At 63.1% G+C, this 23,255-nt stretch carries 22 protein-coding genes; 9 read left to right on the forward strand and 13 right to left on the reverse strand.

The genetic code is table 11. The features are described 5' to 3' along the window. The first annotated feature begins 294 nt into the window (after positions 1-294). Complete coding sequence (locus CKW35_RS26700) at positions 295-1,602, forward strand: sorbosone dehydrogenase family protein (RefSeq protein WP_023049025.1); 1,308 nt, start codon at positions 295-297, stop codon at positions 1,600-1,602. 57 nt (positions 1,603-1,659) lie between these two features. Here CKW35_RS26700 and CKW35_RS26705 read toward each other — a convergent pair whose 3' ends face one another. From CKW35_RS26705 to CKW35_RS26725, 5 genes are all read right to left on the reverse strand, one after another. Continuing rightward, positions 1,660-2,193 (reverse strand): C40 family peptidase, encoded by a 534-nt coding sequence (locus CKW35_RS26705; RefSeq protein WP_016485272.1) that lies wholly within the window; start codon positions 2,191-2,193, stop codon positions 1,660-1,662. 139 nt (positions 2,194-2,332) lie between these two features. Beyond that, positions 2,333-2,986, reverse strand: coding sequence for a C40 family peptidase (locus CKW35_RS26710; protein ID WP_016485271.1), 654 nt, complete (start codon positions 2,984-2,986; stop codon positions 2,333-2,335). Positions 2,987-3,112: 126 nt separating this feature from the next. Next, positions 3,113-3,820: a DnaA regulatory inactivator Hda gene (gene hda, locus CKW35_RS26715; RefSeq protein ID WP_016485270.1), complete on the reverse strand. Its 708-nt coding sequence runs from the start codon at positions 3,818-3,820 to the stop codon at positions 3,113-3,115. A 252-nt stretch (positions 3,821-4,072) separates the two neighbouring features. After that, complete coding sequence (locus tag CKW35_RS26720; protein ID WP_016485269.1) at positions 4,073-5,146, reverse strand: AI-2E family transporter; 1,074 nt, start codon at positions 5,144-5,146, stop codon at positions 4,073-4,075. A gap of 12 nt (positions 5,147-5,158) precedes the next feature. Beyond that, positions 5,159-6,226, reverse strand: coding sequence for a DUF2066 domain-containing protein (locus CKW35_RS26725; protein WP_016485268.1), 1,068 nt, complete (start codon positions 6,224-6,226; stop codon positions 5,159-5,161). 436 nt (positions 6,227-6,662) lie between these two features. Between CKW35_RS26725 and purM the strand changes: the two genes are divergently transcribed. From purM to CKW35_RS26745, 4 genes are all read left to right on the forward strand, one after another. Then, complete coding sequence (purM, locus tag CKW35_RS26730; RefSeq protein WP_095117256.1) at positions 6,663-7,721, forward strand: phosphoribosylformylglycinamidine cyclo-ligase; 1,059 nt, start codon at positions 6,663-6,665, stop codon at positions 7,719-7,721. After that, positions 7,721-8,374 (forward strand): phosphoribosylglycinamide formyltransferase, encoded by a 654-nt coding sequence (purN, locus tag CKW35_RS26735; protein WP_016485266.1) that lies wholly within the window; start codon positions 7,721-7,723, stop codon positions 8,372-8,374. Before purM ends, purN begins: the two co-directional genes overlap by 1 nt. 8 nt (positions 8,375-8,382) lie before the next feature. Further along, positions 8,383-9,093, forward strand: a complete 711-nt coding sequence (locus tag CKW35_RS26740; protein ID WP_016485265.1) for a DUF3108 domain-containing protein — start codon at positions 8,383-8,385, stop codon at positions 9,091-9,093. Between the two features lie 182 nt (positions 9,094-9,275). Beyond that, positions 9,276-9,458, forward strand: a complete 183-nt coding sequence (locus CKW35_RS26745; protein ID WP_016485264.1) for a hypothetical protein — start codon at positions 9,276-9,278, stop codon at positions 9,456-9,458. A 44-nt stretch (positions 9,459-9,502) separates the two neighbouring features. Here the strand turns inward: CKW35_RS26745 and CKW35_RS26750 are convergent, their stop codons facing one another. The 7 genes from CKW35_RS26750 to CKW35_RS26785 form a co-directional block, all read right to left on the reverse strand. Continuing rightward, a complete protein-coding gene (locus CKW35_RS26750) occupies positions 9,503-10,042 on the reverse strand; it encodes a DUF2058 domain-containing protein (RefSeq protein ID WP_016485263.1) in 540 nt (179 codons plus the stop codon). 26 nt (positions 10,043-10,068) lie between these two features. Then, a complete protein-coding gene (mazG, locus tag CKW35_RS26755) occupies positions 10,069-10,902 on the reverse strand; it encodes a nucleoside triphosphate pyrophosphohydrolase (protein ID WP_016485262.1) in 834 nt (277 codons plus the stop codon). A 62-nt stretch (positions 10,903-10,964) separates the two neighbouring features. Further along, positions 10,965-13,205 carry a GTP diphosphokinase gene (gene relA, locus CKW35_RS26760; RefSeq protein ID WP_095117258.1) on the reverse strand — a complete coding sequence of 747 codons (2,241 nt, stop codon included), beginning with the start codon at positions 13,203-13,205 and terminating at the stop codon, positions 10,965-10,967. 96 nt (positions 13,206-13,301) lie between these two features. Continuing rightward, positions 13,302-14,660: a 23S rRNA (uracil(1939)-C(5))-methyltransferase RlmD gene (gene rlmD / locus CKW35_RS26770; protein WP_095117262.1), complete on the reverse strand. Its 1,359-nt coding sequence runs from the start codon at positions 14,658-14,660 to the stop codon at positions 13,302-13,304. After that, complete coding sequence (gene cysM, locus CKW35_RS26775; protein WP_095117263.1) at positions 14,661-15,560, reverse strand: cysteine synthase CysM; 900 nt, start codon at positions 15,558-15,560, stop codon at positions 14,661-14,663. A 159-nt stretch (positions 15,561-15,719) separates the two neighbouring features. After that, positions 15,720-17,111: a sensor histidine kinase gene (locus CKW35_RS26780; RefSeq protein WP_060519593.1), complete on the reverse strand. Its 1,392-nt coding sequence runs from the start codon at positions 17,109-17,111 to the stop codon at positions 15,720-15,722. A 6-nt stretch (positions 17,112-17,117) separates the two neighbouring features. Next, positions 17,118-17,837 carry a response regulator transcription factor gene (locus tag CKW35_RS26785; RefSeq protein WP_016485257.1) on the reverse strand — a complete coding sequence of 240 codons (720 nt, stop codon included), beginning with the start codon at positions 17,835-17,837 and terminating at the stop codon, positions 17,118-17,120. A 193-nt stretch (positions 17,838-18,030) separates the two neighbouring features. On the opposite strand from CKW35_RS26785, the gene CKW35_RS26790 reads away from it, so the two are divergent. Genes CKW35_RS26790 through CKW35_RS26805 form a run of 4 tightly spaced genes read left to right on the forward strand, consistent with a single transcriptional unit; the run spans position 18,031 to position 22,687 of the window. Continuing rightward, positions 18,031-20,814 (forward strand): response regulator, encoded by a 2,784-nt coding sequence (locus CKW35_RS26790; RefSeq protein ID WP_016485256.1) that lies wholly within the window; start codon positions 18,031-18,033, stop codon positions 20,812-20,814. 13 nt (positions 20,815-20,827) lie between these two features. After that, a complete protein-coding gene (locus tag CKW35_RS26795; protein ID WP_016485255.1) occupies positions 20,828-21,817 on the forward strand; it encodes a 2-hydroxyacid dehydrogenase in 990 nt (329 codons plus the stop codon). Positions 21,818-21,848: 31 nt separating this feature from the next. Continuing rightward, positions 21,849-22,286: a hypothetical protein gene (locus tag CKW35_RS26800; protein WP_095117265.1), complete on the forward strand. Its 438-nt coding sequence runs from the start codon at positions 21,849-21,851 to the stop codon at positions 22,284-22,286. Next, a complete protein-coding gene (locus CKW35_RS26805) occupies positions 22,283-22,687 on the forward strand; it encodes an META domain-containing protein (RefSeq protein WP_016485253.1) in 405 nt (134 codons plus the stop codon). The genes CKW35_RS26800 and CKW35_RS26805 overlap by 4 nt, the downstream gene beginning before the upstream one ends. 34 nt (positions 22,688-22,721) lie before the next feature. Here CKW35_RS26805 and CKW35_RS26810 read toward each other — a convergent pair whose 3' ends face one another. Further along, the gene (locus CKW35_RS26810; protein ID WP_023047672.1) at positions 22,722-23,186 is read right to left on the reverse strand and encodes a TlpA disulfide reductase family protein; all 465 of its coding nucleotides are present in this window, start codon (positions 23,184-23,186) and stop codon (positions 22,722-22,724) included. Between the last annotated feature and the right edge of the window lie 69 nt (positions 23,187-23,255).

Genomic DNA, 23,255 nt, shown 5'->3' on the forward strand with positions numbered 1-23,255 from the left:
CGCTCCGGGGTCCCCTCGCTCCGGGCTTGCTCCCGGGAGGACCGCGCTGCAGGCCCCATCCTGGGGCCCAGCGCTTGACGGGCATCCATGCCCGTCACCTCCCTACGCAAGCCCTGCGCTCGGCCTCCTGAAGTCGCAATCTGCGTTGCCTGAGCTACCGCGCGCTTAGAAGCCAAAGCAAAAGCAAGAGCAAGAGCAAGAGCAAGAGCAAGAGCAAGAGCAAGCAAACCAAGGGGAACCTGCCGAACCCAGCCGGCCTCTCAATTCAACAGGCTTCTTTAGAGGACGCCGCACATGAAATGCCTGATGCCTTGGTTAATCGCAGCCAGCCTGGCAGGTTGCGGCGAAACAGCCCTGTTGAGCGTAAACGACGGCAGCGGGCCAAACCCCCGCCTCCCCACCCCCGTCACAACACTGATCCCCACCGTAAATATCGCCCCTGCAGTGGGCTGGCCAAAGGGCAGCAAGCCGACCCCGGCACCAGGCACCCAGGTCAAAGCCTTCGCCAGCGGCCTCGACCACCCGCGCTGGCTCTACTTGCTGCCCAACGGCGATGTACTGGTGGCAGAGACCAACGCGCCACCCAAGCCCGAAGATGGCAAGGGCATTCGCGGCTGGGCCATGGACAAGGCGATGAAACGCGCCGGCGCGACCGTACCCAGCGCCAACCGTATAACCCTGCTGCGCGATGCCGACCATGACGGGGTGGCAGAAACTCGCACCCCTTTCATCGAAGGGCTCAACTCACCCTTCGGCATGACCCTGGTGGGCAAGGACTTGTACGTGGCCGACACCGACAGGCTGCTGCGCTTTCACTATGAACCGGGCGCCATGCAGATAACCGATAAAGGCCACCCGGTGACCGCGCTGCCCGGCGGGCCGCTGAACCATCACTGGACCAAGAACGTGATCGCAAGCCCCGATGGCAAGAAGCTTTATGTGACGGTTGGCTCGAACAGCAACATCGGGGAAAACGGTATGCAGAAGGAGCAAGGCCGCGCCGCTATCTGGGAAGTGGACCCCGCAAGCGGCAAGCACCGGCTGTTCGCCACCGGCCTGCGCAACCCCAACGGCCTGGCCTGGGAGCCACACAGCAACGTCTTGTGGACAGCAGTCAATGAACGTGACGAAATCGGCAGCGACCTGGTGCCTGATTACATCACCTCTGTAAAAGACGGCGGCTTCTATGGCTGGCCATACAGCTACTACGGGCAGCATGTAGATCACCGGGTACATCCACAGGCCCCGCAAAAGGTGGCCCAGGCCCTGGCGCCAGACTATGCGGTCGGCCCGCATACCGCATCCCTGGGGCTGGCATTCACCGAGCCTGGTGTACTGCCGCCGCCTTTCGATCAGGGGGCATTGGTCGGCCAGCACGGGTCGTGGAACCGTAAACCACACAGCGGCTACAAAGTGCTGTTCGTACCTTTCGACCGCTCAGGCAAACCTGCCGGCCGCCCCATCGACCTGCTCACGGGGTTTCTCGACCAAGAGGGCAAGGCGATGGGGCGTCCGGTGGGCGTGATCAACGATGGGCAACGCGGTGTATTGGTGGCCGACGATGTCGGCAATGTGATCTGGCGGGTGAGCAAAGCACCTTGAAACCGGGCGGCCTGTATCAGCCCCGTTGAACGGGGCCGCTGCTACAGGCGTTGATCATCAGGGGTTCTGCGCCAGATGCCCTTGCGGAATCACACGCTTGGCTTGAAGGTAAGCCTTGGCCCAATAGCTGTTGGACAGATAGTCCAGGCGCACCGTGCCACCCGTGGAAGGCGCATGCACAAAACGCCCTTCCCCTACATAAATGCCAGCATGACTGACTTGCGAACCGCCACTGGTGGCAAAGAACACCAGGTCGCCGGATTGCAGTGCCTTGGCATCCACCGTAGGTGCACGCATGACGATCATCTCCCGCGTTGAACGCGGCAAGCTGATACCGGCCGCGTCACGGTAGACGTATTTGATCAAACCACTGCAGTCGAAGCCGGAGTCCGGGGTGTTGCCGCCCCAGCGATAGGGCGTGCCCACCAGGCCAATGGCGCGGATCAATACGTCATCGGCAATCGGCGAAGGGCTTGGCTGGCTGTAAGTAACCTGCGGCGTAACCACAGGGGCCGGCGCAGGCGCACGGCTGGAGCAGGCAGCAAGCAATGCTGCCAGGGAGAGAAATGCAAAGCGCGCCATCTTTATCATGGCCAGAACATCCTGTCTGAGACCGCTGCGCTGCAGCCGAAAAGAGTTGAGAATTTAGATTAGACGCTTTCTGTAAATGCGCACGGCGGCGAGCTTTTTTCAAAGCATCGCCGCCGCAGCAGGATATATCATTTTGCTATCAGTTGCGCGCGATGTTGGTCGGCGCCATGGCCAAGGCACGCTTGGCTTCAATGAAGGTCTTGCTCCAGTAGCGGTCACCGAGGCTGTCGATGCGAACGCCACCGCTGCGGCGGCTGCTGGAGTGGATGAACTGGTTGTCACCCAGGTAGATCCCGGCATGGCTCACACGACCGCGGCCGTTGGTGCTGAAGAACAGCAGGTCACCTGGCTTGAGCTTGTTGCGGGCCACTTTCGGGGCATCGACGTTGATCATTTCACGCGTGGAACGCGGCAGGGTCATGCCCGCTTCTTCGCGGAACAGATAGCCGATGAAACCGCTGCAGTCGAAACCGGACTTTTCCGAAGTACCACCGAAGCGGTAGCGGGTGCCGATCAACGACATGCCGCGCTCGAGAATGCTGTCCGCCAGTACCGGCAACTGGTAAGGCTTGCTGTTGCTGGAGAAAGCCTCCAGGTCATCTTCAGTGGCCAGCTCTTCCGGTTCGCCGAATACCGACGAAGGCGAGGCCTTGGCCTTGATTGCCGATTGTGCGGCGATCGGGGTGTGATCCTGGGGCTGCAGCGCTGAATGAGAAGCTGGGCCTTGGGCCGCGCAGCCAAAAAGCAGGGTCACGAGTGCGAGTGGCACGAGGGGTGCGAAGCGCTTTAGCATGGGCACGACCGTGTCTGTAATCCTTTAGAGGGGGAAACTATGCCCTCTATCATGGCCATTTGCAAATTTTATCGAAAAAGATGTGACTTTTCTGTTTTGCCGCTCTGGCCCAGCGTTTTCAGGGGGTTACCAGCCCAGGGTTTCCTTGAGAAACGGGATGGTCAGCTTGCGTTGTGCCTGCAGCGAGGCCTGGTCGAGGCGTTCGAGCAGGTCGAACAGCGCACTCATGCTGCGCGCACCGCGGGTGAGAATGAAGTGGCCGACTTCGTCGGTAAGGTGCAGGCCGCGGCGCGAAGCACGCAACTGCAGGGCACGCAGCTTGTCTTCATCGGACAAGCCACGCATCTGAAACACCAGCGCCAGGGTCAGCCGCGACTTTAGGTCCGGCAGCTTGATCGGCAGCTCCCGTGGCGATGCCGAGGCGGCCAGCAACAGGCGACGGCCACTGTCGCGCAGGCGGTTGAACAGGTGGAACATGGCCTCTTCCCAGTCTGCCTTGCCGGCGATCACATGCAGGTCGTCGATGCACACGAGCTCGTACTGGGCCAGGTAGTCGAGCACCTCCACACCCCGATCGAGCAGTTGCGCCAATGGCAGGTAGACAGCGGGCTCGCCGCGTTGCTGGAAACGGTGGGTGGCGGCCTGCAACAGGTGGCTACGGCCAACACCCTGCTTGCCCCACAGATAGATAAGGCTCTCGGTCCAGCCGGCGTCGGCTTCGCATAGCCGCTCGACGTAACCCAATGCCGCAGCATTGGCGCCCGGATAGTAGTTGATGAAGGTGGCGTCATCGCGCAGGCGCACACCCAGGGGCAACTGGATCGGTGGTTTCATGCTCGCGGGCGGTCGGCAGGACCGCAGGGGGCCTTTGGTGAACAATCTGCAAAGTCTATACCCGCAACGCGGGGCGCACAATCACGGCAATGGATAGCACAAGCAAAATCAACAAGTTGCGCTATTTTGCCGCTGACATCGATCCCTGTGGGAGCGGGCGCGTGCGCGAACACCGGCAAAGCCGGTGCCATGCACCGTGTCACATGCTTGGCGGGCATGCCCGCTCCCACAGGTTTGGCACAGACCTGTCCCTCACAGCTCCGGGTCAATGTCCCCGGCGTACATGTCCGATTCTTTGTACAGGTCATGGGCATGGCGCAGCAGCACCATGATCACCGCCGCCACCGGCAGGGCCAGCAGCACCCCGGTAAAGCCGAACAGCTCACCACCGGCAAGAATGGCAAAGATCACCGCCACCGGGTGCAGCCCGATACGATCGCCTACCAGCAGCGGGGTCAGCACCATGCCTTCCAGCGCCTGCCCGACCATGAACACCGCAACGATACCCAGCATCGGGTACAGGTCACCACCAAACTGGAACAGGCCGGCCACCAGCGCGGCACCAATGCCGATGATGAAGCCCATGTAAGGCACGATGGCCGCAAGGCCCGCAAGCATGCCGATCAGCAGGCCGAGTTCAAGCCCCACCAGCATGAGCCCGGCTGAATAGATGATGCCCAAAGCCACCATCACCATGAGTTGCCCGCGCACGAATGCCCCCAGCACTTCATGGCATTCGCCAGCCAGGCCCACTACTTGCGGTTCACGCTGGCGCGGTAGCAGGCCGCGCAGCTTGCCCATCATCAGGTCCCAATCGCGCAGCAGATAAAAACCCACCACAGGGATCAGCACCATGTTCGCCAGCCAGGCCATCAATGCCAGGCTCGAGGCAGTGGCCTGAGACAACAGCATGCCAACGATATCGGTGGTCTGCCCCATGTGCGCGCCGATGGCGGCCTTGATCTTGTCGAACTTCCAGAAACCATCGGCCAGGCCCAGGCGACCCTGCACCCAAGGCAGCGCCACCTGTTCGAGCCAATCGAGCATCTGCGGCGCCAGTTCGTACAGGCGCACCAGCTGCTTGGCAAGCATCGGCACCAGCACCAACAACAGGGCGAGCATCAACAGGGTGAACAGGCTGAACACCACCACAACGCCCCAGGTGCGCGACAGGCCCAGGCGCTCGAGGCGGTCAACCAGCGGGTCGGCCAGGTAGGCCAGCAGGATGCCTACCAGGAACGGCGTAAGGATATTGTGCAAGCTATAAAGCAGCACAGCGATCAGCAGAGCAACACCCAGCCAGATCCAGCGACGAACATCAGTCACGGTATGCTCCTCTTACCAGCGAAAACGCAGGCCGTCGAACGGCTTGGGCGCAGGTGTGGCCGGCGCGGGTTGCTCACCCGTTGCACTCGCAGACGGGGCTGGTGCGGGGGGCATTGCGGGCGCCTGGTCGGCAGGCAGTTCCTGCAACTTGGCCAGGCCAAGCTGGGCACGCAATTGCTCGCGGTTGCCGGTCACGCCATAGGTCAGGGTGGTGCCTTCGGCCATCTGCAGGCGCGGGCCGTAAGGCTCAAGCACACGGGCAAGCTCGGCATAACGCTGCAGGCTCATCCCCTGCACTTGCACCTGCATCTGGCTGCTGGCGCCCGGACGGGCGACATAACGCGGCGCCAGACGGCTGCTTACCGCCAACATCACCGCATCGGCCAAGGCTGCCGGGTCGGCCCCCTCGGCCGTGCCCTGCTCACGCTGGTCGCCCAGCCACAACTGCCACTTGCCCTGCCACTTTCCGTCGGCTTCCTGGGCATGTACCGCCAGCAAGGCGTCGGCGCCGTAGCGTTCAGAGGCCTCGCGCAGTGGGGCCGGGTCGCTGCCTTCGATCTGCTTGGCATTGGCCACCAGTTGCTCCTGCAGGTCGGCCAGTGGCAGGCGCAGCGGCAGACCACGGTGCTGGGCGGCACGACGCAAAGGCTGGGCGCTGGCCTGACCATCACCGACCAGGCTACTGCCTTCGACGCTGTCATTCAGCCACCAGCCGAGAATCGATGGCCGATTGCTACCCCACAGCGCGAGGCCGGCCTTGCGCAGGGCGCGCTCGGTACTACCCGGGTCGAACTCGACCAGCACAGACTCGGGCGGGCCGGCTTCGCTGCCGACCTGGTTGATGATTTGCTGCGGATCCTTGCGCAGGCCGGCCAACGCCGGGCTCTGCGCTGCCTTTGGGTCGCCGGTCAGGCGCAGCACCAGCGTGTCGAGGGCTTTTGCGGTGGCAGCGGTACGGGCTTCGGCGCCCTGCCCGGTGACCGGCTCGCGCACCTGATAAAGGCCGGAAACATTTTCAGCCAAGGCAGTGGCCGAGATCAGGGCCAGGCAACCGGTTGCCAGAATATTGAACAAACGCATGGAGGATTCCTGTCCAGTTACCGCAATGTCTATACCTTATACACGGGGGCGCAAGGTAACCAGTCGTGAGAGGGTGAAAGATTGGTTGCGGGGTGTTGTCGGGAGCGTGCGCCGGGTCGGACAGGTGTTCGCCACGACAGGTTCAGTGCCTGGGCGAGCGAGCGCCGCCCGCTCGGCGCATCGCAAGCGAAGTTCGCGCCTGGATCTGTTTCGGGCTAATGTCGCTTGTGCCTGAGCGCTCAACCGCCCTGTTTGTCCGGCAAGATAGCCATTTTCATGCCCTGCCCGTCGGCCTGAGGATGGCCGCTGCCCGGCAACCCTGATAAAATCGCGCGCCTTCACAGACCACTGACGTTTCAGGCAGCCGCCGCTTACCCGCCGGTCTTGGCCGTCATGGTCGTTTTTAAGAATCCCTCCCTCCTAAAGGCCTGGATCAATGAGCAAGCAACCCTCCCTGAGCTACAAGGACGCCGGTGTAGACATCGACGCCGGCGAAGCACTGGTCGAACGCATCAAGGGCGTGGCAAAACGCACCGCACGCCCTGAAGTCATGGGTGGCCTGGGCGGCTTCGGCGCCCTCTGCGAGATCCCGGCCGGCTATAAGCAGCCAGTACTGGTCTCCGGCACCGACGGCGTCGGCACCAAGCTGCGCCTGGCGCTGAACCTGAACAAGCACGACAGCATCGGCCAGGACCTGGTCGCCATGTGCGTCAACGACCTGGTGGTGTGCGGTGCCGAGCCGCTGTTCTTCCTCGACTACTACGCCACCGGCAAACTGAATGTTGACGTGGCCGCCACCGTGGTTACCGGCATTGGCGCCGGTTGCGAACTGGCTGGTTGCTCGCTGGTGGGTGGTGAAACCGCCGAAATGCCTGGTATGTACGAAGGCGAAGACTACGACCTGGCCGGCTTCTGCGTCGGCGTGGTGGAAAAGGCCGAGATCATCGACGGCTCCAAGGTTGCCACTGGCGACGCGCTGATCGCCCTGGCGTCTTCGGGCCCGCACTCCAACGGCTATTCGCTGATCCGCAAGATCCTCGAAGTGTCCGCCACCGACATCGAGAACACCCAGCTGGACGGCAAACCGCTGACCGACCTGCTGATGGCGCCTACCCGCATCTACGTCAAGCCGCTGCTGCAGCTGATCAAGAACACCGGTGCCGTGAAGGCCATGGCCCACATCACCGGTGGCGGCCTGCTGGACAACATCCCGCGCGTACTGCCGAAAAACGCCCAGGCCGTGGTTGACGTAGCCAGCTGGCAGCGCCCGGTGGTGTTCGACTTCCTGCAGGAAAAAGGCAACGTCGACGAGCATGAGATGCACCGTGTGCTGAACTGCGGCGTGGGCATGGTCATTTGCGTAGCCCAGGATCAGGTCGAAGCTGCGCTGAACGAACTGCGCGCCGCCGGTGAGCAGCCATGGGTGATCGGCCACATCGCCGAAGCCGCCGAAGGCGCCGCCCAGGTCGAGCTGCAAAACCTCAAGGCACACTGATGCCAAGCAAGACCTGCAATGTAGTGGTGTTGCTGTCGGGCTCCGGCAGCAACCTGCAAGCCCTGATTGACAGCTGCCAAGGCCAGGACAGCCCGGTGCGCATCCGTGCGGTGGTTTCCAACCGCGCCGATGCCTACGGCCTGCAACGCGCAGCGGCGGCCGGCATCGACACCGTCGTGCTCGACCACACCCAGTTCGACGGCCGTGAGGCCTTCGATGCCGCGCTGATGGCGCGCATCGACGGCTTCGCTCCCGACCTGGTGGTGCTGGCCGGTTTCATGCGCATCCTCAGTGGCGGCTTTGTGCGCCACTATCAAGGCCGCCTGCTCAACATTCACCCGTCGTTGCTGCCCAAATACAAGGGCCTGCATACCCATCGCCGGGCGCTTGAGGCAGGCGACGCCGAACATGGCTGCAGCGTACACTTCGTGACGGAGGAACTCGATGGCGGCCCACTGGTCGTACAGGCTGTGGTACCGGTTGCGTCTGACGACACCGTCGAAAGCCTAGCCCAGCGGGTACACCATCAGGAACACCTGATCTATCCGCTGGCAGTGCGCTGGTTCGCTGAAGGGCGCTTGCGCCTTGGCGAACAGGGTGCATTACTGGATGGCCAGCCGCTGGCGGCCAGCGGCCACTTGATTCGATCCTAGGAGAATTTATGCGTCGCGCCCTGCTCTTGGCTCTTGCCGTGCTTGCCCTGCCCCTCCAGGCAGCTGACCTCAAGCCTTTCTCGGCCAGCTACACCGCCGACTGGAAGCAGCTGCCCATGAGTGGCACCGCCGAGCGCAGCCTGGTCAAGAATGCCAACGGTACCTGGGACCTTAACTTCAAGGCTTCCATGATGATCGCCAGCCTGACCGAGCAAAGCACCCTGCGCCTGGAAAACGACACCCTGCTGCCGCAGAAGTACCATTTCGAGCGCGGCGGCCTGGGCAAAGCCAAGAAGGTCGACCTGAACTTCGACTGGACCGGCAAGAAGGTCACCGGCAGCGACCGTGGCGATGCCATCAACCTGCCACTGATCCGCGGCGTGCTGGACAAGTCGTCCTACCAGCTGGCGCTGCAGCATGACGTGGCGGCCGGCAAGAAGAGCATGACCTACCAGGTGGTCGACGGTGACGAGATCGACACCTACGACTTCCGTGTACTGGGTACCGAAAAGGTCACCACCAAGACCGGCCAGGTCGATGCCGTGAAGGTCGAGCGCGTGCGCGACCCAAGCCAGAGTAAACGCATCACCGAGCTGTGGTTCGCCAAGAGTTGGGACTACCTGCTGGTGCAACTGCGCCAGGTCGAGACTGATGGCAAGGAGTATGTGATCGTGCTGCAGGATGGCACGGTCGATGGCAAGCCGGTGAAGGGCAACTGACCCCGCACTGCCAGCAGCACCCGAAGCCCCGCTCAGTGCGGGGCTTTTTGTGCCTGCCCTGCACCGCCATCGCTTCATGAAACTTGTTTCATGCCCGTTTTATTTACTTAGCCTGCTAACAAACTCTATAAAGAGGGTGTGCGACACACTGTCGCAGCCAACTGAAGAAGTGGAGTTTACCGATGACAGTCCAAGTAACCGAACGCGACGAATCGAAAATGTCCCACGAAGGCCTGGCCGCTGGCGTGCGGATCTGGGATGTGCACCAACAAGGCCAACTGGTGGGCATGTTCCACAATGAACACGAAGCACACCAGTACCGCGCAGAGCTGGAAGACCTGGAAAGCCAGCGCACCACGCAGTAGCCCTCTTCAAATAAAAAACCCCGCCAAGGCGGGGTTTTTGGTTTTTACCACATCAGATCGTCCGGGATCTTGTAGGCCGCGTACGGGTCATCCTCGTCCGCTTCCTCGACATGGGTGTTGAGCAGCAGAATGCGGTTGGGGTCGCGCTCCTGGATCTTGACCGCCGCCTCACGAGGAATGACCTCGTAGCCGCCGGCATGGGCCACGACCGCCAGTGCGCCGTTACTCAACTTGGTCCGCATCAGGGCATTGACAGCAATGCGCTTGACCTTCTTGTCGTCGACAAAGTTGTAGTAGTCCTCGGTGTTCAGCTTGGGCAGGCGCGTGGCTTCGATCAATTGCTTGACCTGCGCGGCACGGGCCTTTTGCTCAGCCTTTTCCTGCTGCTGGCGATTCAGCTCCTGGTCGCGCTTGACCTTTTCGGCCATGGCTTCCTTGGCAATGCGCTGTTGGCTGTCGTCGACTTCGACCTGGCCTTTGTGCTCCATGCGCTTCTGTTTCTTTTCAGCTTTGTTGGTCTGCGAGACCTGTTTCTGGTTGACCAGACCGGCTTTGAGCAATTGGTCGCGAAGGGAAAGGCTCATGAATGTTCACTCACTTATGCAACAGCTCAGCCGCAGCTGGGCAGGTTCTTTTCCTGACGCTTGGCTTCACCCCAAAGGGCGTCCAGTTCGTCAAGGTCACAATCTTCAATGGGGCGGCCACTGTCGCGCAACGCCTGTTCGATAAAACGGAAACGTCGCTCGAACTTGCGGTTGGCGCGGCGCAGGGCGTTTTCCGGGTCTTGCTTGAGGTGGCGGGCCAGGTTGACGGCGGCGAACAGCAGGTCGCCCACCTCGTCTTCAAGCGCATCGGCATCACCGTCGGCCATGGCCTGAAGCACTTCATCCAGCTCTTCGCGCACCTTGTCCAGCACCGGCAATGCAGCAGGCCAGTCGAAACCGACCGTGGCCGCACGCTTTTGCAGTTTGGCTGCCCGCGACAGGGCCGGCAAGGCTGACGGTACATCGTCGAGCAACGACAGTTGCTCGGGTGTGCTTTTCTCGGCCCGCTCCTGGGCCTTGATCTCTTCCCAGCGTGACTTGACCTGGGCCTCGTTCAGGCTGGGCGTATCCAGCGGCGCATACAGCTCGCCGGTAGGGAATACATGTGGGTGGCGGCGGATCAGCTTGCGGGTGATGCTGTCGACCACGCCATCGAACTCGAAACGGCCCTCTTCCCGGGCCAGTTGGCTGTAGTAGACCACCTGGAACAGCAAGTCGCCCAGCTCACCCTGCAGGTGCTCGAAATCGCCGCGCTCGATGGTGTCGGCGACTTCGTAGGCTTCTTCGATGGTGTGCGCAACGATACTCGCGTAGTTCTGCTGAAGATCCCACGGGCAGCCATATTGCGGGTCGCGCAGGCGGGCCATGAGGTGCAGCAGGTCTTCGAGGGTGTAGGTCATCTAGACAGGTCCTTCGGCAGTGGCTTCTTCGCAGGCTTGCCCGCGAAGAAGGCCACGCAATCTCAAGGGGTTCTATTACGCCGCGTCTCGATGATGTTCGGCAACTGCGAAATCCGCCCCAGCAGGCGCCCCAGCGCATCCAGGCCTGGAATCTCGATGGTCAGCGACATCAACGCAGTGTTGTCTTCCTTGTTCGATCGGGTGTTCACCGCCAGCACGTTGATCTTCTCGTTCAGCAGCACCTGCGACACGTCGCGCAGCAACCCCGGGCGGTCGTAGGCACGGATAACGATGTCGACCGGATAGGTCTGCACCGGGATCGGCCCCCAGCTCACCTGGATCATGCGCTCCGGCTCCTTGCCCGCCAGTTGCAGCACCGAGGCGCAATCCTGGCGGTGGATACTCACGCCACGGCCCTGGGTGATATAACCGACGATGGCGTCGCCCGGCAGCGGCTGGCAGCAGCCGGCCATCTGCGTCAGCAGGTTGCCGACCCCCTGAATCTGGATGTCGCCACGCTTGCCGCTGCGCGGCCCGGTAGGTTTGCGCGGGACCAGTTCGATCTGCTCGATACGCTCGGGCTCCAGCAATTGCTGGGCGGCGTTGACCAGGTGGGCCAGGCGCAGGTCGCCCGCGCCAAGCGAGGCGAACATGTCCTCGGCAGTCTTGACGTTGGTCTTCTCTGCCAGGCGCTCGAAGTCCACCTGCGGCAAACCCAGGCGGCTGAGCTCGCGTTCGAGCAGGGTTTTGCCGGCGGCTACGTTCTGGTCGCGCGCCTGCAGCTTGAACCAGTGCACGATCTTTGCCCGCGCCCGCGAGGTGGTGACGTAGCCCAGGTTGGAGTTCAACCAGTCACGGCTGGGGTTGCCGTGCTTGCTGGTGATGATCTCCACCTGCTCACCGGTCTGCAGGCTGTAGTTCAGCGGCACGATACGGCCGTTGATCTTGGCACCCCGGCAGTTGTGGCCGATCTCGGTGTGCACACGGTAGGCGAAGTCCAGCGGGGTCGCGCCCTTGGGCAAGTCGATGGCGTGGCCGTCAGGGGTGAACACATAGACCCGGTCCGGCTCGATGTCGACCCGCAACTGATCGACCAGGCCACCGATGTCGCCCAGCTCTTCGTGCCATTCCAGCACCTGGCGCAGCCAGGAGATCTTCTCTTCGTAATGGTTGGAGCTGGGCTTGACGTCGGTGCCCTTGTAGCGCCAGTGGGCGCAAACCCCCAGCTCGGCCTCTTCATGCATGCCGTGGGTGCGGATCTGCACCTCCAGCACCTTGCCCTCGGGGCCGATCACTGCGGTGTGCAGCGAGCGGTAGCCGTTTTCCTTGGGGTTGGCGATGTAGTCGTCGAACTCTTTGGGGATGTGCCGCCACAGCGTGTGCACGATACCCAGCGCGGTGTAGCAGTCGCGAATTTCCGGCACCAGCACACGCACTGCACGCACGTCGTAGATCTGGCTGAATTCCAGGCCTTTGCGCTGCATCTTGCGCCAGATCGAATAGATATGCTTCGCCCGGCCGCTGATGTCGGCATTGACGCCCGTGGCCAGCAGCTCGTTCTGCAGCTGGGTCATCACGTCGCTGATGAAGCGTTCGCGGTCCAGCCGGCGTTCGTGCAGCAGTTTGGCGATCTGCTTGTACTGGTCGGGTTCGAGGTAGCGGAAAGACAGGTCTTCCAGCTCCCACTTGATGTGGCCGATACCCAGGCGGTGCGCCAGCGGCGCATAGATGTCGAACACCTCACGCGCGACACGCAGGCGTTTCTCGTCGTCGGCGGCCTTGACCGCACGGATTGCACAGGTACGCTCGGCCAGCTTGATCAGTGCCACACGCACATCGTCGACCATGGCTACGAGCATCTTGCGCAGGTTCTCGACCTGCGCCTGCGAACCCAGCACCAACGACTGCCGCGGGCTGAGACTGGCGCTGATGGCCGCCATGCGCAACACGCCGTCGATCAGCTTGGACACCACCGGCCCGAACCGCTGGCTGACCTCGGCCAGGGTCACTTTGCCTTCGCGCACCGAACGGTAGATGACCGCTGCCACCAGGGAGTCCTGGTCAAGCTTGAGGTCTGCCAGAATTTCGGCAATTTCCAGGCCTGCCTGGAAACTGGACGTACCGTCCGCCCAGGAATGCTTGGCCGGGTTGCCCTTCTTCTCGATCTCATGGGCAAACTCGCAGGCTTCTTTGAGCGCTACGCGATCCAGTGCCGAATCGACGCTTACCACATGGTCCAACCATCCTTCGAGATTGATACTGCCGTCGGTGTTGACCGGCTGGTGCACTCTCACCTGTACCATCTTTGTTTTACCTTTCCATACAGCGCGCCACGCGGGAGCGCTGGAGATCACCGTACGGCAACCATTCCATGGAAGCCGCACCAAGGGGCCACTCTGCTAGCCCGCTTCGAATAACGCCATGGCCTCGACATGCGCCGTTTGAGGAAACATGTCGAGAATCCCGGCCCTTTTTAACCGGTACCCCTGGCCGACCAGCACCTGCGCGTCTCGCGCCAGCGTGGCCGGGTTGCACGATACGTAGACCAGCCGTTTGGCCTTGAGGCGTGCGATGCCTTGCACCACCTCGAACGCACCGTCGCGCGGTGGATCCAAGAGTACCGCAGAAAAGCCTTCGGCGGCCCATCCGGTGCCTGCCAAAGGCTGCGATAAATCGGCCTGAAAAAACCGTGCGTTATGCACATTGTTGTTCCGGGCATTGGCCGCGGCCCGATCGACCATGGCCTGAACACCTTCTACCGCCACTACCTCGCGCGCCTTGCGGGCCAGCGGCAGGGCAAAGTTGCCCAAGCCGCAGAACAGGTCAAGCACCCGCTCGTCGGCTTGCGGTGCCAGCCAGGCCAGGGCCTGCTCGATCATCGCCGTGTTGACCCGGGCATTCACCTGCACGAAGTCACCAGGGCGCCAGGCCAGTTCCAGCTGCCACGGCGCCAGGGCAAAGCCCAGTTGTGCGGCAGGGTCCACCGGCGCCGGCTCATCTTCACCCTGCAGCCACAGCTGGGCATTGGCCTGTTCGCAGAACGCCTGCAGCTTTGCCAGGTCGTCTGCCGGCAGCGGCGCGACGTGGCGCACCAACACCGCCTCGGCGGTACCGCTGAACAGTTCCACATGGCCCACCGCCTGCGGTTTGCTCAACGAGCGCAGCACCGTCGGCAAGTGACGCAAAATCGATTGCAAGGGCTGTACCAGCACCGCGCAATCGTCGATGGCAATAATGTCCTGGCTGGCTTCGGCACGGAAGCCCACCTCCAGCTGACGCGCCTTGACGTCCCAGCGCACGGCCACACGGGCCCGGCGCCGGTAGCCGAATTCCGGCCCGCTCAGGGGCGCGGCCCATTCCTCGGGTTGCACGCCGGCCACCCGCTGCAGTTGCTCGGCAAGGGTGCGCTGCTTGAGTGCCAGCTGCGCTTCATGGGGCAGGTGCTGCAGGTTGCAGCCACCACAGCGCGCATAATGGCGGCACGGCGCCTCACGGCGCTCGGGGCTGGCCTGCAGCAGCCGCTCCAGGCGGGCCTCGACCACTTTGCCACGGGCGTTGAGCACCCGCGCCTCCACGGCCTCACCGGCAAGGGCACCACTGACGAACCAGGTGCGCCCGTCAAGGAAGGCGATGCCACGGCCGTCACCGGCCAGGCGCTCGATGTCCAGGCGCTGCTTCTTGCCCACGGGGACCTGGGGGGTGCGGTTGCCGCCGGCCGGCTGGAAGCGCAGGCCGCTGTTGCTTTTTTTCTTGGACATTTAGCTCGGATCAAACAGGCCGGTGGACAGGTAACGGTCGCCGCGGTCGCAGATGATGGCAACCATCACGGCATCTTCCACCTCGCGGGAGAGGCGCAGCATGGCTGCAACCGCACCACCAGAGGACACGCCGCAGAAAATGCCCTCTTCACGGGCAAGGCGGCGGGTGGTGTCTTCGGCTTCCTGCTGCGACATGTCGACCACACGGTCGACACGGGTGGCGTCGAAGATTTTCGGCAGGTATTCCTCGGGCCAGCGGCGAATGCCCGGGATAGCCGAGCCTTCCATCGGTTGCAGGCCGATGATCTGCACCGCCGGGTTCTGCTCCTTGAGGTATTGCGAGCAACCCATGATGGTGCCGGTAGTGCCCATGGAACTGACAAAATGGGTGATGCTGCCCTGTGTCTGCTGCCAGATCTCAGGGCCGGTGCTGTTGTAGTGGGCAATCGGATTGTCGCCGTTGGCGAACTGGTCAAGCACCAGGCCGCGGCCTTCGGCTTGCAGTTTCTCGGCCAGGTCGCGGGCGCCTTCCATACCCTCCTCCTTGGTCACCAGGATCAGCTCGGCGCCGTAGGCGGTCATGGCGGCCTTGCGCTCGGCGGTGGAGTTGTCGGGCATGATCAGAATCATCTTGTAGCCCTTGATCGCCGCCGCCATTGCCAGGGCAATACCGGTATTGCCGGACGTGGCTTCGATCAGGGTGTCGCCGGGCTTGATCTGGCCACGCAATTCGGCGCGGGTGATCATCGACAGCGCCGGGCGGTCCTTCACCGAGCCGGCAGGATTGTTACCTTCGAGCTTGAGCAGGAGGGTGTTGCTGGTTTCACCAGCAATGCGCTGCAGGCGAACCAGGGGCGTATTGCCGACGCAATCGGCGATGGTTGGGTACTGCAAGGTCATGGTGTATTTCACAATCCGGACGGCAGGGGCGCCTATCATACCGGCAAACCCTTCGCGGCCATATCACGCAATCTGTGGTGTATATAGCTACAAGCTATAACGCGGACCTGTGCGGGCTTCTTCGCGGGTAAACTCGCTCCCACAGGTACTCCACTGGCCTCAAGCGTAGTGGTGACCCTGTGGGAGCGGGTTTACCTGCGAAGGGGCCGGCGCATGTAACGGCAACCTCATCCACAGCCGCAGCCCACGCTTGCCATTCTGCGCCCACAAAGTGCCGCCTTGGCGCTGAATGGCACTGCGGGCGATGCTCAAGCCCAGGCCGAACCCCCCATCCCCTGGCCGAGAACCGTCCAGCCGCGAGAACGGGGCGAAGATCCGCTCCAGGTCTTCTTCAGCCACACCGCCGCCCTCGTCCTCCAGCCACAGCCGCCAATAACTGCCTTCGGGCTGACCACCCAGCCGCACCACCCCCTCGGCCGGCGAGTGACGAATGGCGTTGCGCAAGATGTTTTCCAGTGCCTGGGCCAAGTGGTTGAGGTTGCCCTGCACCCAACAGTCGGCCGGTACTTCGCAGCGCAGGCGCGCGGGAGACCAGCCGCTTTCGTAGCTGGCATTCTCTGCCAGCAGTTCCCAAAGCGCGTGGACTTCGATGGGCTCCAGGTTCATCGGCGCACGTTCGGCGTCCTGCCAGGCCAACTGCAGGGTGTCCTCCACCAACTGCTGCATGCAGTCCACTTCACGGGTCAGGCGTTCGCGCAGGCGCTGCAGGTCGGTTTCGCCGTCGCATGCCACCCGCAAGCGGCTCAGCGGTGTGCGCATTTCGTGGGACAGGTCGCGCAGCAACTGCTGCTGCATGGCCACCGTGCCCTGCAGGCGCTCGGCCATCTGGTCAAAGGCGCGGGCCAGTTCGCCCAGCTCGTCATGGCGTGCGATAGTGCGCGAGTCGAGGCGAGCCGATAACTGATCGGCGCGCCAGGCATTGGCCTGCTCGCGAAGCTGATTCAGCGGCACGATCAACATGCGGTACAGGCCCACGCACAACAGCAAGGTGAACAGGCCAGGGATGACGCCGTTGGTGACGATGCGCCACAGCAACCGGTACTGGTCCGGATTGAACCGCTGTGGCAGTTCGATCACCACCATGCCCTGCTCAGGCGCCCCCGGGAACGGTATACGTACCCACGGCTGGTCGACGCTGCGCCGGCTCATCGGCCAGTCGACACCCCGCAGGCGCGTCAGCCGCTGCATGATCTGCGGGTCGAGGGTGGCGCTGTCGAGCGGCCTCAGGTTGATATCGAGCACGCCAACCCAGCCCCGTTCGCGCTGGTGCATCGTCGCCACCCACTGGTCAAGCCCTGCCCGGCCGCCGCTGCGCCAGGCCTGTTCAGCCTCGCCGGCATAGCCACGCAACACCTGCCGCGCCGGCTCCGAGAGGAAGGCATTCTGGATTTCCATGTGCCGGCCCCAGGTGTAACTGAGGCCGATCATCAGCAGGCAGAAGCCCACCAGCAGGATGGCCAGTTTCCAGAACAGCGAATGGCGGTCAAGCATGGGGGATCACTCCGCCTCGCTGGCGCTGAGGACATAACCCTTGCCCCACACGGTTCGGATCTGCCGTTCGTGATAGCCAATGCCCTTGAGCTTGCGGCGGATCTGGCTGACGTGCATGTCCAGGCTGCGGTCATGCCGCGAATAGCCACGCTGCAACACCTGCTGGTACAGGAATGGCTTGCTCAGGACATCATCGAAGTTGCGGTTCAGGATGTCGAACAGGCGGTATTCACTGGGGGTCAGGCCCGCCAGGCGACCGTCCAGGCGTACGTCACACAAGCCCTCGTCAAACTGCAGCTCGCCGCAGGCGGCATGCTCCAGCGGGGCTTGGTGACGGCGCTCCAGCGCCACCCGGCGCAAGATTGCCTCGATGCGCACCTGCAGCTCGGCCATGCTGAACGGCTTGGGTAGGTAATCGTCGGCCCCGCGCTGGAAGCCGCTGATGCGGTCAGCCTCGGCACCTAGCGCCGACATCAGGATCACCGGCGTCGCGCTGCGCTTGCGCAATTGCGCCAAGGCATCCAGGCCGTTCAACCCGGGCAGCAAAATATCCATGAGCACCACATCGAAAACCTGGCGACCCGCCGTTTCCAGCCCCTCCAGCCCATTTCGGCACCAGGTTACCTGGAAGCCGCCGCGTTGCAGCTCTTCGTGGAGATAGGCACCCAGAACCGGGTCGTCCTCGATGGCGAGGATGTTGGAGTTGTAAATAGCTACAGGATTCATTGGCAACTGCCATGCATTCTCAATTGCGCGATTATTGAGCATCCAATACCCGCCAGGCAACCGCCCTGTGACCAATGCCCCGGCAATGGTGCAAAACAGCGACTAAAGAGGTGCAATAGCGCTGCAGGCGGAGTAACTTCCCGGCTTGGCCGTCATCGCTTGACGGCGTCCAGGCACATGACAGGAGGCGAGTGTGCTCGATCGTTTGGGAATCCGCAGCCGGGTCCTGCTGCTGGCCCTGCTGCCGGCCGCTCTGATGGCCCTGGTGCTCGGCAGTTACTTTACCTGGCTGCAACAGAACGACCTGCGTACCCAGTTGCTGCAACGCGGCAAGATGATCGCCGAGCAGCTGGCGCCGTTGGCTGCACCCGCCATGGCCCGGCTTGCGCCCGCACAGCTGGAGCGCATCGCCGCGCAGACCCTGGAACAGGCCGATGTGCGCGCAGTCGCATTCCTGGCCCCGGACCGCACGCGCCTGGCCCACGCGGGCCCGAGCATGCTCAACCAGCCGCCCAGCGGAGGCACTGGCACGCAACTGCTGCAACGCAGCGGCAATGACGCCACCCGCTACCTGATGCCCGTGTTCGGCCACCACCGCGACCTCGCCACCGATGCCGTGCCGGCCGAAGCCGAGCGCCTGCTAGGCTGGGTCGAGATCGAGCTGTCGCACGACGGCACCCTGCTGCGCGGCTACCGCAACCTGTTCACCAGCCTGCTGCTGATCCTCGCCTGCCTGGTACTCAGCGGCCTGCTGGCGCTGCGCATGAGCCGCACCATCAACGACCCCATCGAGCGCATCAAACACGCGGTCAACCAACTCAAGGACGGCCACCTCGAAGAACGCCTGCCGACCATGGGCAGCCACGAGCTGGACGAGCTGGCCCGTGGCATCAACCGCATGGCCGAAACCCTGCAAAACGCTCACGAAGAACTGCAGCACAGCATCGATCAGGCCACTGAAGACGTGCGCCAGAACCTGGAAACCATCGAAATCCAGAACATCGAACTGGACATGGCGCGCAAAGAGGCCCTTGAGGCCAGCCGCATCAAGTCGGAGTTCCTGGCCAACATGAGCCACGAAATCCGCACGCCGCTCAACGGCATCCTGGGCTTTACCCATCTGCTGCAGAAAAGCGAGCTGACGCCACGCCAGCTGGACTACCTGAACACCATCGAGAAGTCAGCCGACAACCTGCTGGGGATCATCAACGAGATCCTCGATTTCTCCAAGATCGAGGCCGGCAAGCTGGTGCTCGACAGCATTCCTTTCAACCTGCGCGACCTGATCCAGGACACCTTGACCATCCTCGCCCCGGCCGCCCACGCCAAGCAGCTGGAATTGCTCAGCCTGATCTACCGCGACACCCCTTCTTCGCTGATCGGCGACCCCTTGCGGCTCAAGCAGATCCTCACCAACCTCGTCAGCAACGCCATCAAGTTCACCCGCGAAGGCACCATCGTCGTGCGCGCCATGCTCGAAGACGAGCACGAGGACAGCGCGCAGCTGCGCATCAGCGTGCAGGACACGGGTATCGGTTTGTCACCGCAGGAGGTGCGCACGCTGTTCCAGGCCTTCAGCCAGGCGGACAACTCGCTGGCCCGCCAACCCGGTGGCACGGGGCTGGGGCTGGTAATTTCCAAGCGCCTGATCGAGCAGATGGGTGGCGAAATCGGTGTCGACAGTACCCCGGGCGAGGGGTCGCAGTTCTGGATCAGCCTCAACCTGCCAAAAGCCCACGACGACCTCGAGGAGCAGCCGTTGCAGCCGCTGCTGGGCCGCCGCGCAGCCATCGTCGACGGCCACGAGCTGGCGCGCCAGGCCTTGGAACACCAGCTGGAGGACTGCGGCCTCAGCGTCAGCCTGTTCGCCTCCTACGAGCAGTTGCTGCAGGCGGTACAGGCCGCCAGCCAGGCCGGCCTGCCGTTCGAGTTCGCCGTGCTCGGGGCGAACATGGGCAACCTGTCGCCCGAACAACTGGGCCACTATCACCAGCAACTTGAGCGTTACCATTGCCAGTGCGTGGTGCTGTGCCCCACCACCGAGCAGGCGCTTTATCACCCCTACCTGCCCAACGGCCATGGCCAGTTGCTGTCCAAGCCCACCTGCACCCGCAAACTGCGCCGTCTGCTGATGGAACTGGTGCAACCGCGCCGTCCACAGAGCGAGGCGCACAACATCAATGGCCAGCGCCAGCCGAAGGTTCTCTGCGTCGACGACAACGCCGCCAACCTGCTGCTTGTGCAAACCCTGCTCGAGGACCTGGGCGCCCAGGTGCTGGCCGTGGACAACGGCTATGCAGCGGTGGAGGCCGTGCAGGACGAGCCGTTCGATCTGGTGCTGATGGACGTGCAGATGCCCGGCATGGATGGCCGCGCCTGCACCGAGCAGATCCGCCTTTGGGAAAACACCCAAAGTAGTAACCCTTTGCCAATCGTCGCCCTCACCGCCCATGCCATGGCCAACGAAAAGCGCGCATTGCTGCACGCTGGCATGGACGACTACCTGACCAAGCCGATCAGCGAGCGGCAACTGGCGCAAGTGGTGATGAAGTGGACTGGTTTGAGCCTGGGCGTGCCGCAACAGGCGCAGACAGAGCCATTGGCCAGCAGTGATGACCTGAAGGTGCTCGACCCCGAAGAAGGCCTGCGCCTGGCGGCAGGCAAGGCAGACCTGGCGGCCGACATGCTGAGCATGCTGCTGTCCTCGCTGGACGCCGACCGCGATGCCATACGCGCCGCCCGCGAGGCAGACGACCGCAATGCCCTGATAGAACAGGTACACCGCCTTAACGGTGCCTCGCGCTATTGTGGTGTGCCACAGCTGCGCGCAGCCTGTCAGCGCAGCGAAACCCTGCTCAAGCAGGACCACCCACAGGCACAGCAAGCGCTGGATGAGCTGGACGGTGCGATCAGCCGGCTAGCGGCGCAGGCCAGATTGAGTGCATGGCCGTTGCTGTGGCCTACGCAGCACTTGTAGGAGGAGCCTGACCATGCGCGTCCTGTTGTTCAGCAGCCAGCATTACGACCAGGAAAGTTTCACCCGGGCCGCCAGCGGCAGCGCGCTGGAGCTGCATTTCCAGCCCGCCCGCCTGACCCTCGACACCGCTGCCCTGGCCAGCGGCTACGAAGCCGTTTGCGCCTTCATCAATGATGAACTCGACGCCTCGGTGCTCCAGCGCCTGGCCGAAGGCGGCACACGCCTGATCGCCCTGCGTTCGGCCGGCTACAACCATGTCGACCTGGCCGCTGCCCAGCGCCTGGGCCTTGCCGTGGTGCGCGTGCCGGCCTACTCGCCGCACGCTGTGGCCGAACACGCCGTGGCACTGATCCTGGCCCTCAACCGGCGCCTGCACCGGGCCTACAACCGCACCCGCGAAGGCGACTTCACCCTGCACGGGCTGACCGGTTTCGACCTGCACGGCAAAACCGTCGGTGTGGTCGGCACCGGCCAGATCGGTGCCGCCTTCGCCCGTATCATGGCTGGCTTCGGCTGCCAGCTGCTGGCCTACGACCCCTACCCCAACCCAGAGCTGCTGGCCCTCGGCGCGCGCTACCTGACCTTGCCCGAGCTGTTGCGCGAAGCCCGTATCATCAGCCTGCACTGCCCGCTGACCGAGCACACCCGGCATTTGATCAATGCACAAAGCCTGGCGCAACTGCAGCACGGCGCCATGCTGATCAACACGGGGCGTGGCGCACTGGTCGATACCCCGGCACTGATCGACGCGCTGAAAAGCGGCCAGCTTGGCTACCTGGGCCTGGACGTCTACGAAGAAGAAGCCCAGCTGTTCTTCGAGGACCGCTCCGACCTGCCCCTGCAGGACGATGTACTGGCCCGCCTGCTGACCTTCCCCAACGTGATCATCACTGCCCATCAGGCCTTCCTTACCCGCGAAGCGCTGGACGCCATTGCCGCCACCACGCTGGACAACATCAACCGCTGGGCGGCAGGCAATCCACAGAATCTGGTCATGGGTTAGTGCTAGGATACGCGGCATTTCTGGAGGACCCATGGTCGAGCACGATTTCCGCTACACCCTTTTCAACCCGCAACACACCCTGATCGAGTGCCGTGCACTGGTGCCGGGCCGCTATCAGGTCACCGGCAACGGCGGTTCGATGCACAAAGGCGACACCCTGCTGGTGACCCTCAAGGGCAGCAAGGACTTGTCCATGCGACTGACCGTGGACAGCGTGCGCCACCTGATCAACCCGCGCGGCCAGTGGGTTGCCGTGGCCAGCGGGCCCGTGTTCAACGAACTGGAAATCCTCACTTGGCAGGTTGAGTGCGACAGCTGCGACGCCGTGCTGGATTTCGAATTTGCCGTGGACGCCAAGCTGGGCAAGAAAGCCCGCCAGCCCGTCGCCAACGCACGTATCGCCGAACTGGGCTGGGCCAGCCGTGGCGAAAAACACCTGTGCCCGGGTTGCCAGGAGAGCGCCGAGTGAAAAATCTGCTGACCGGCGTGCTGATTACCACCAGCCTGCTCGGCTGCGCCGCACAACCTTCAAAACTGCAACAGGAGCGCAGCTACGTGCTGGAGTGGATTGGCGAACGCCCGCTGATCGACTACAGCCACCTGACCCTGACCCTGGCCAGCGACGGCCGCGCCTATGGCAATGCCGGCTGCAACCACTGGTTTGCGCCGTATACGCTGGAGGGTGAGCGCCTGAGCTTCGGCAAGGTCGGCAAGACCCGCAAGCTGTGCGCACCGGCGTTGATGGAGCAGGAAAAGCGCTTTTTGCAGGCGCTGGAAACGGTAGAGCGCTGGGATGTGTCGCCGGTGGAGCAGATGCGCTTCTGGCCCGCCGAAGGCAAGCCACTGCGGTTCTGGCCTGAGGAAGGCTGAGGATTGCCGGGGCCGCTTTGCGGCCCCAACTGCATCAGGCGCCTTTCAGGGCCTTGATCTTGGCCTGCAGCCCTTCCAGGGTCTGCTCGCCCATCAACTGCTCACGCACCTTGCCCTTGTCATCGATGATGTAGGTCACCGGCAGCGCCTCGCTGCGGGGCAGGTCATAACGCTCGGCCGGGTCCTGGGCCAGTACGGTAAAACCGATGCCCAGGGTTTCAGCGGCCTGTTTCAGGTCCTGCCCTTGCAAGCCATCGAAGTTCACCCCCACCACCTTGATGCCATCGGCCGCCCACTGCTTGGCCGCCGCGTTCAATTCCGGGATTTCGGTACGGCACGGCCCGCACCATTCGGCCCAATAGTTGAGCACCAGCCAGTGCCCTTCGATCTGTTCGGCCTTAACCGTATTACCGTGTTGGTCCACGCCATAATCGGCACCGCAACCACCGAGCAACAGGCTCGCGGTGATGGCCAGTACTGCTGCCAGACGCCTTGCCATGGGTCAATCCTTCTCGAGTTTTAAAGCAAATTGGTCAGTCGCTGCGGTTAGAATAGCCGCCACACCCAG

The organism is Pseudomonas sp. Irchel 3F3 (assembly GCF_900187545.1).
Taxonomy (GTDB): Bacteria; Pseudomonadota; Gammaproteobacteria; order Pseudomonadales; family Pseudomonadaceae; genus Aquipseudomonas; species Aquipseudomonas fortuita.

Excerpts from the sequence above, each read along its gene's own strand:
- CKW35_RS26710 (WP_016485271.1), bottom strand. The coding sequence starts at position 2,986 with ATGCTAAAGCGCTTCGCACCCCTCGTGCCACTCGCACTCGTGACCCTG.
- hda (WP_016485270.1), bottom strand. The coding sequence starts at position 3,820 with ATGAAACCACCGATCCAGTTGCCCCTGGGTGTGCGCCTGCGCGATGAC.
- CKW35_RS26795 (WP_016485255.1), top strand. The coding sequence starts at position 20,828 with ATGCGCGTCCTGTTGTTCAGCAGCCAGCATTACGACCAGGAAAGTTTC.
- cysM (WP_095117263.1), bottom strand. The coding sequence starts at position 15,560 with ATGACCTTGCAGTACCCAACCATCGCCGATTGCGTCGGCAATACGCCC.
- mazG (WP_016485262.1), bottom strand. The coding sequence starts at position 10,902 with ATGACCTACACCCTCGAAGACCTGCTGCACCTCATGGCCCGCCTGCGC.
- CKW35_RS26740 (WP_016485265.1), top strand. The coding sequence starts at position 8,383 with ATGCGTCGCGCCCTGCTCTTGGCTCTTGCCGTGCTTGCCCTGCCCCTC.
- rlmD (WP_095117262.1), bottom strand. The coding sequence starts at position 14,660 with ATGTCCAAGAAAAAAAGCAACAGCGGCCTGCGCTTCCAGCCGGCCGGC.
- CKW35_RS26780 (WP_060519593.1), bottom strand. The coding sequence starts at position 17,111 with ATGCTTGACCGCCATTCGCTGTTCTGGAAACTGGCCATCCTGCTGGTG.
- CKW35_RS26705 (WP_016485272.1), bottom strand. The coding sequence starts at position 2,193 with ATGATAAAGATGGCGCGCTTTGCATTTCTCTCCCTGGCAGCATTGCTT.
- CKW35_RS26725 (WP_016485268.1), bottom strand. The coding sequence starts at position 6,226 with ATGCGTTTGTTCAATATTCTGGCAACCGGTTGCCTGGCCCTGATCTCG.
- CKW35_RS26810 (WP_023047672.1), bottom strand. The coding sequence starts at position 23,186 with ATGGCAAGGCGTCTGGCAGCAGTACTGGCCATCACCGCGAGCCTGTTG.
- CKW35_RS26750 (WP_016485263.1), bottom strand. The coding sequence starts at position 10,042 with ATGAGCCTTTCCCTTCGCGACCAATTGCTCAAAGCCGGTCTGGTCAAC.
- relA (WP_095117258.1), bottom strand. The coding sequence starts at position 13,205 with ATGGTACAGGTGAGAGTGCACCAGCCGGTCAACACCGACGGCAGTATC.
- CKW35_RS26800 (WP_095117265.1), top strand. The coding sequence starts at position 21,849 with ATGGTCGAGCACGATTTCCGCTACACCCTTTTCAACCCGCAACACACC.
- CKW35_RS26785 (WP_016485257.1), bottom strand. The coding sequence starts at position 17,837 with ATGAATCCTGTAGCTATTTACAACTCCAACATCCTCGCCATCGAGGAC.
- purN (WP_016485266.1), top strand. The coding sequence starts at position 7,721 with ATGCCAAGCAAGACCTGCAATGTAGTGGTGTTGCTGTCGGGCTCCGGC.
- CKW35_RS26700 (WP_023049025.1), top strand. The coding sequence starts at position 295 with ATGAAATGCCTGATGCCTTGGTTAATCGCAGCCAGCCTGGCAGGTTGC.
- purM (WP_095117256.1), top strand. The coding sequence starts at position 6,663 with ATGAGCAAGCAACCCTCCCTGAGCTACAAGGACGCCGGTGTAGACATC.
- CKW35_RS26745 (WP_016485264.1), top strand. The coding sequence starts at position 9,276 with ATGACAGTCCAAGTAACCGAACGCGACGAATCGAAAATGTCCCACGAA.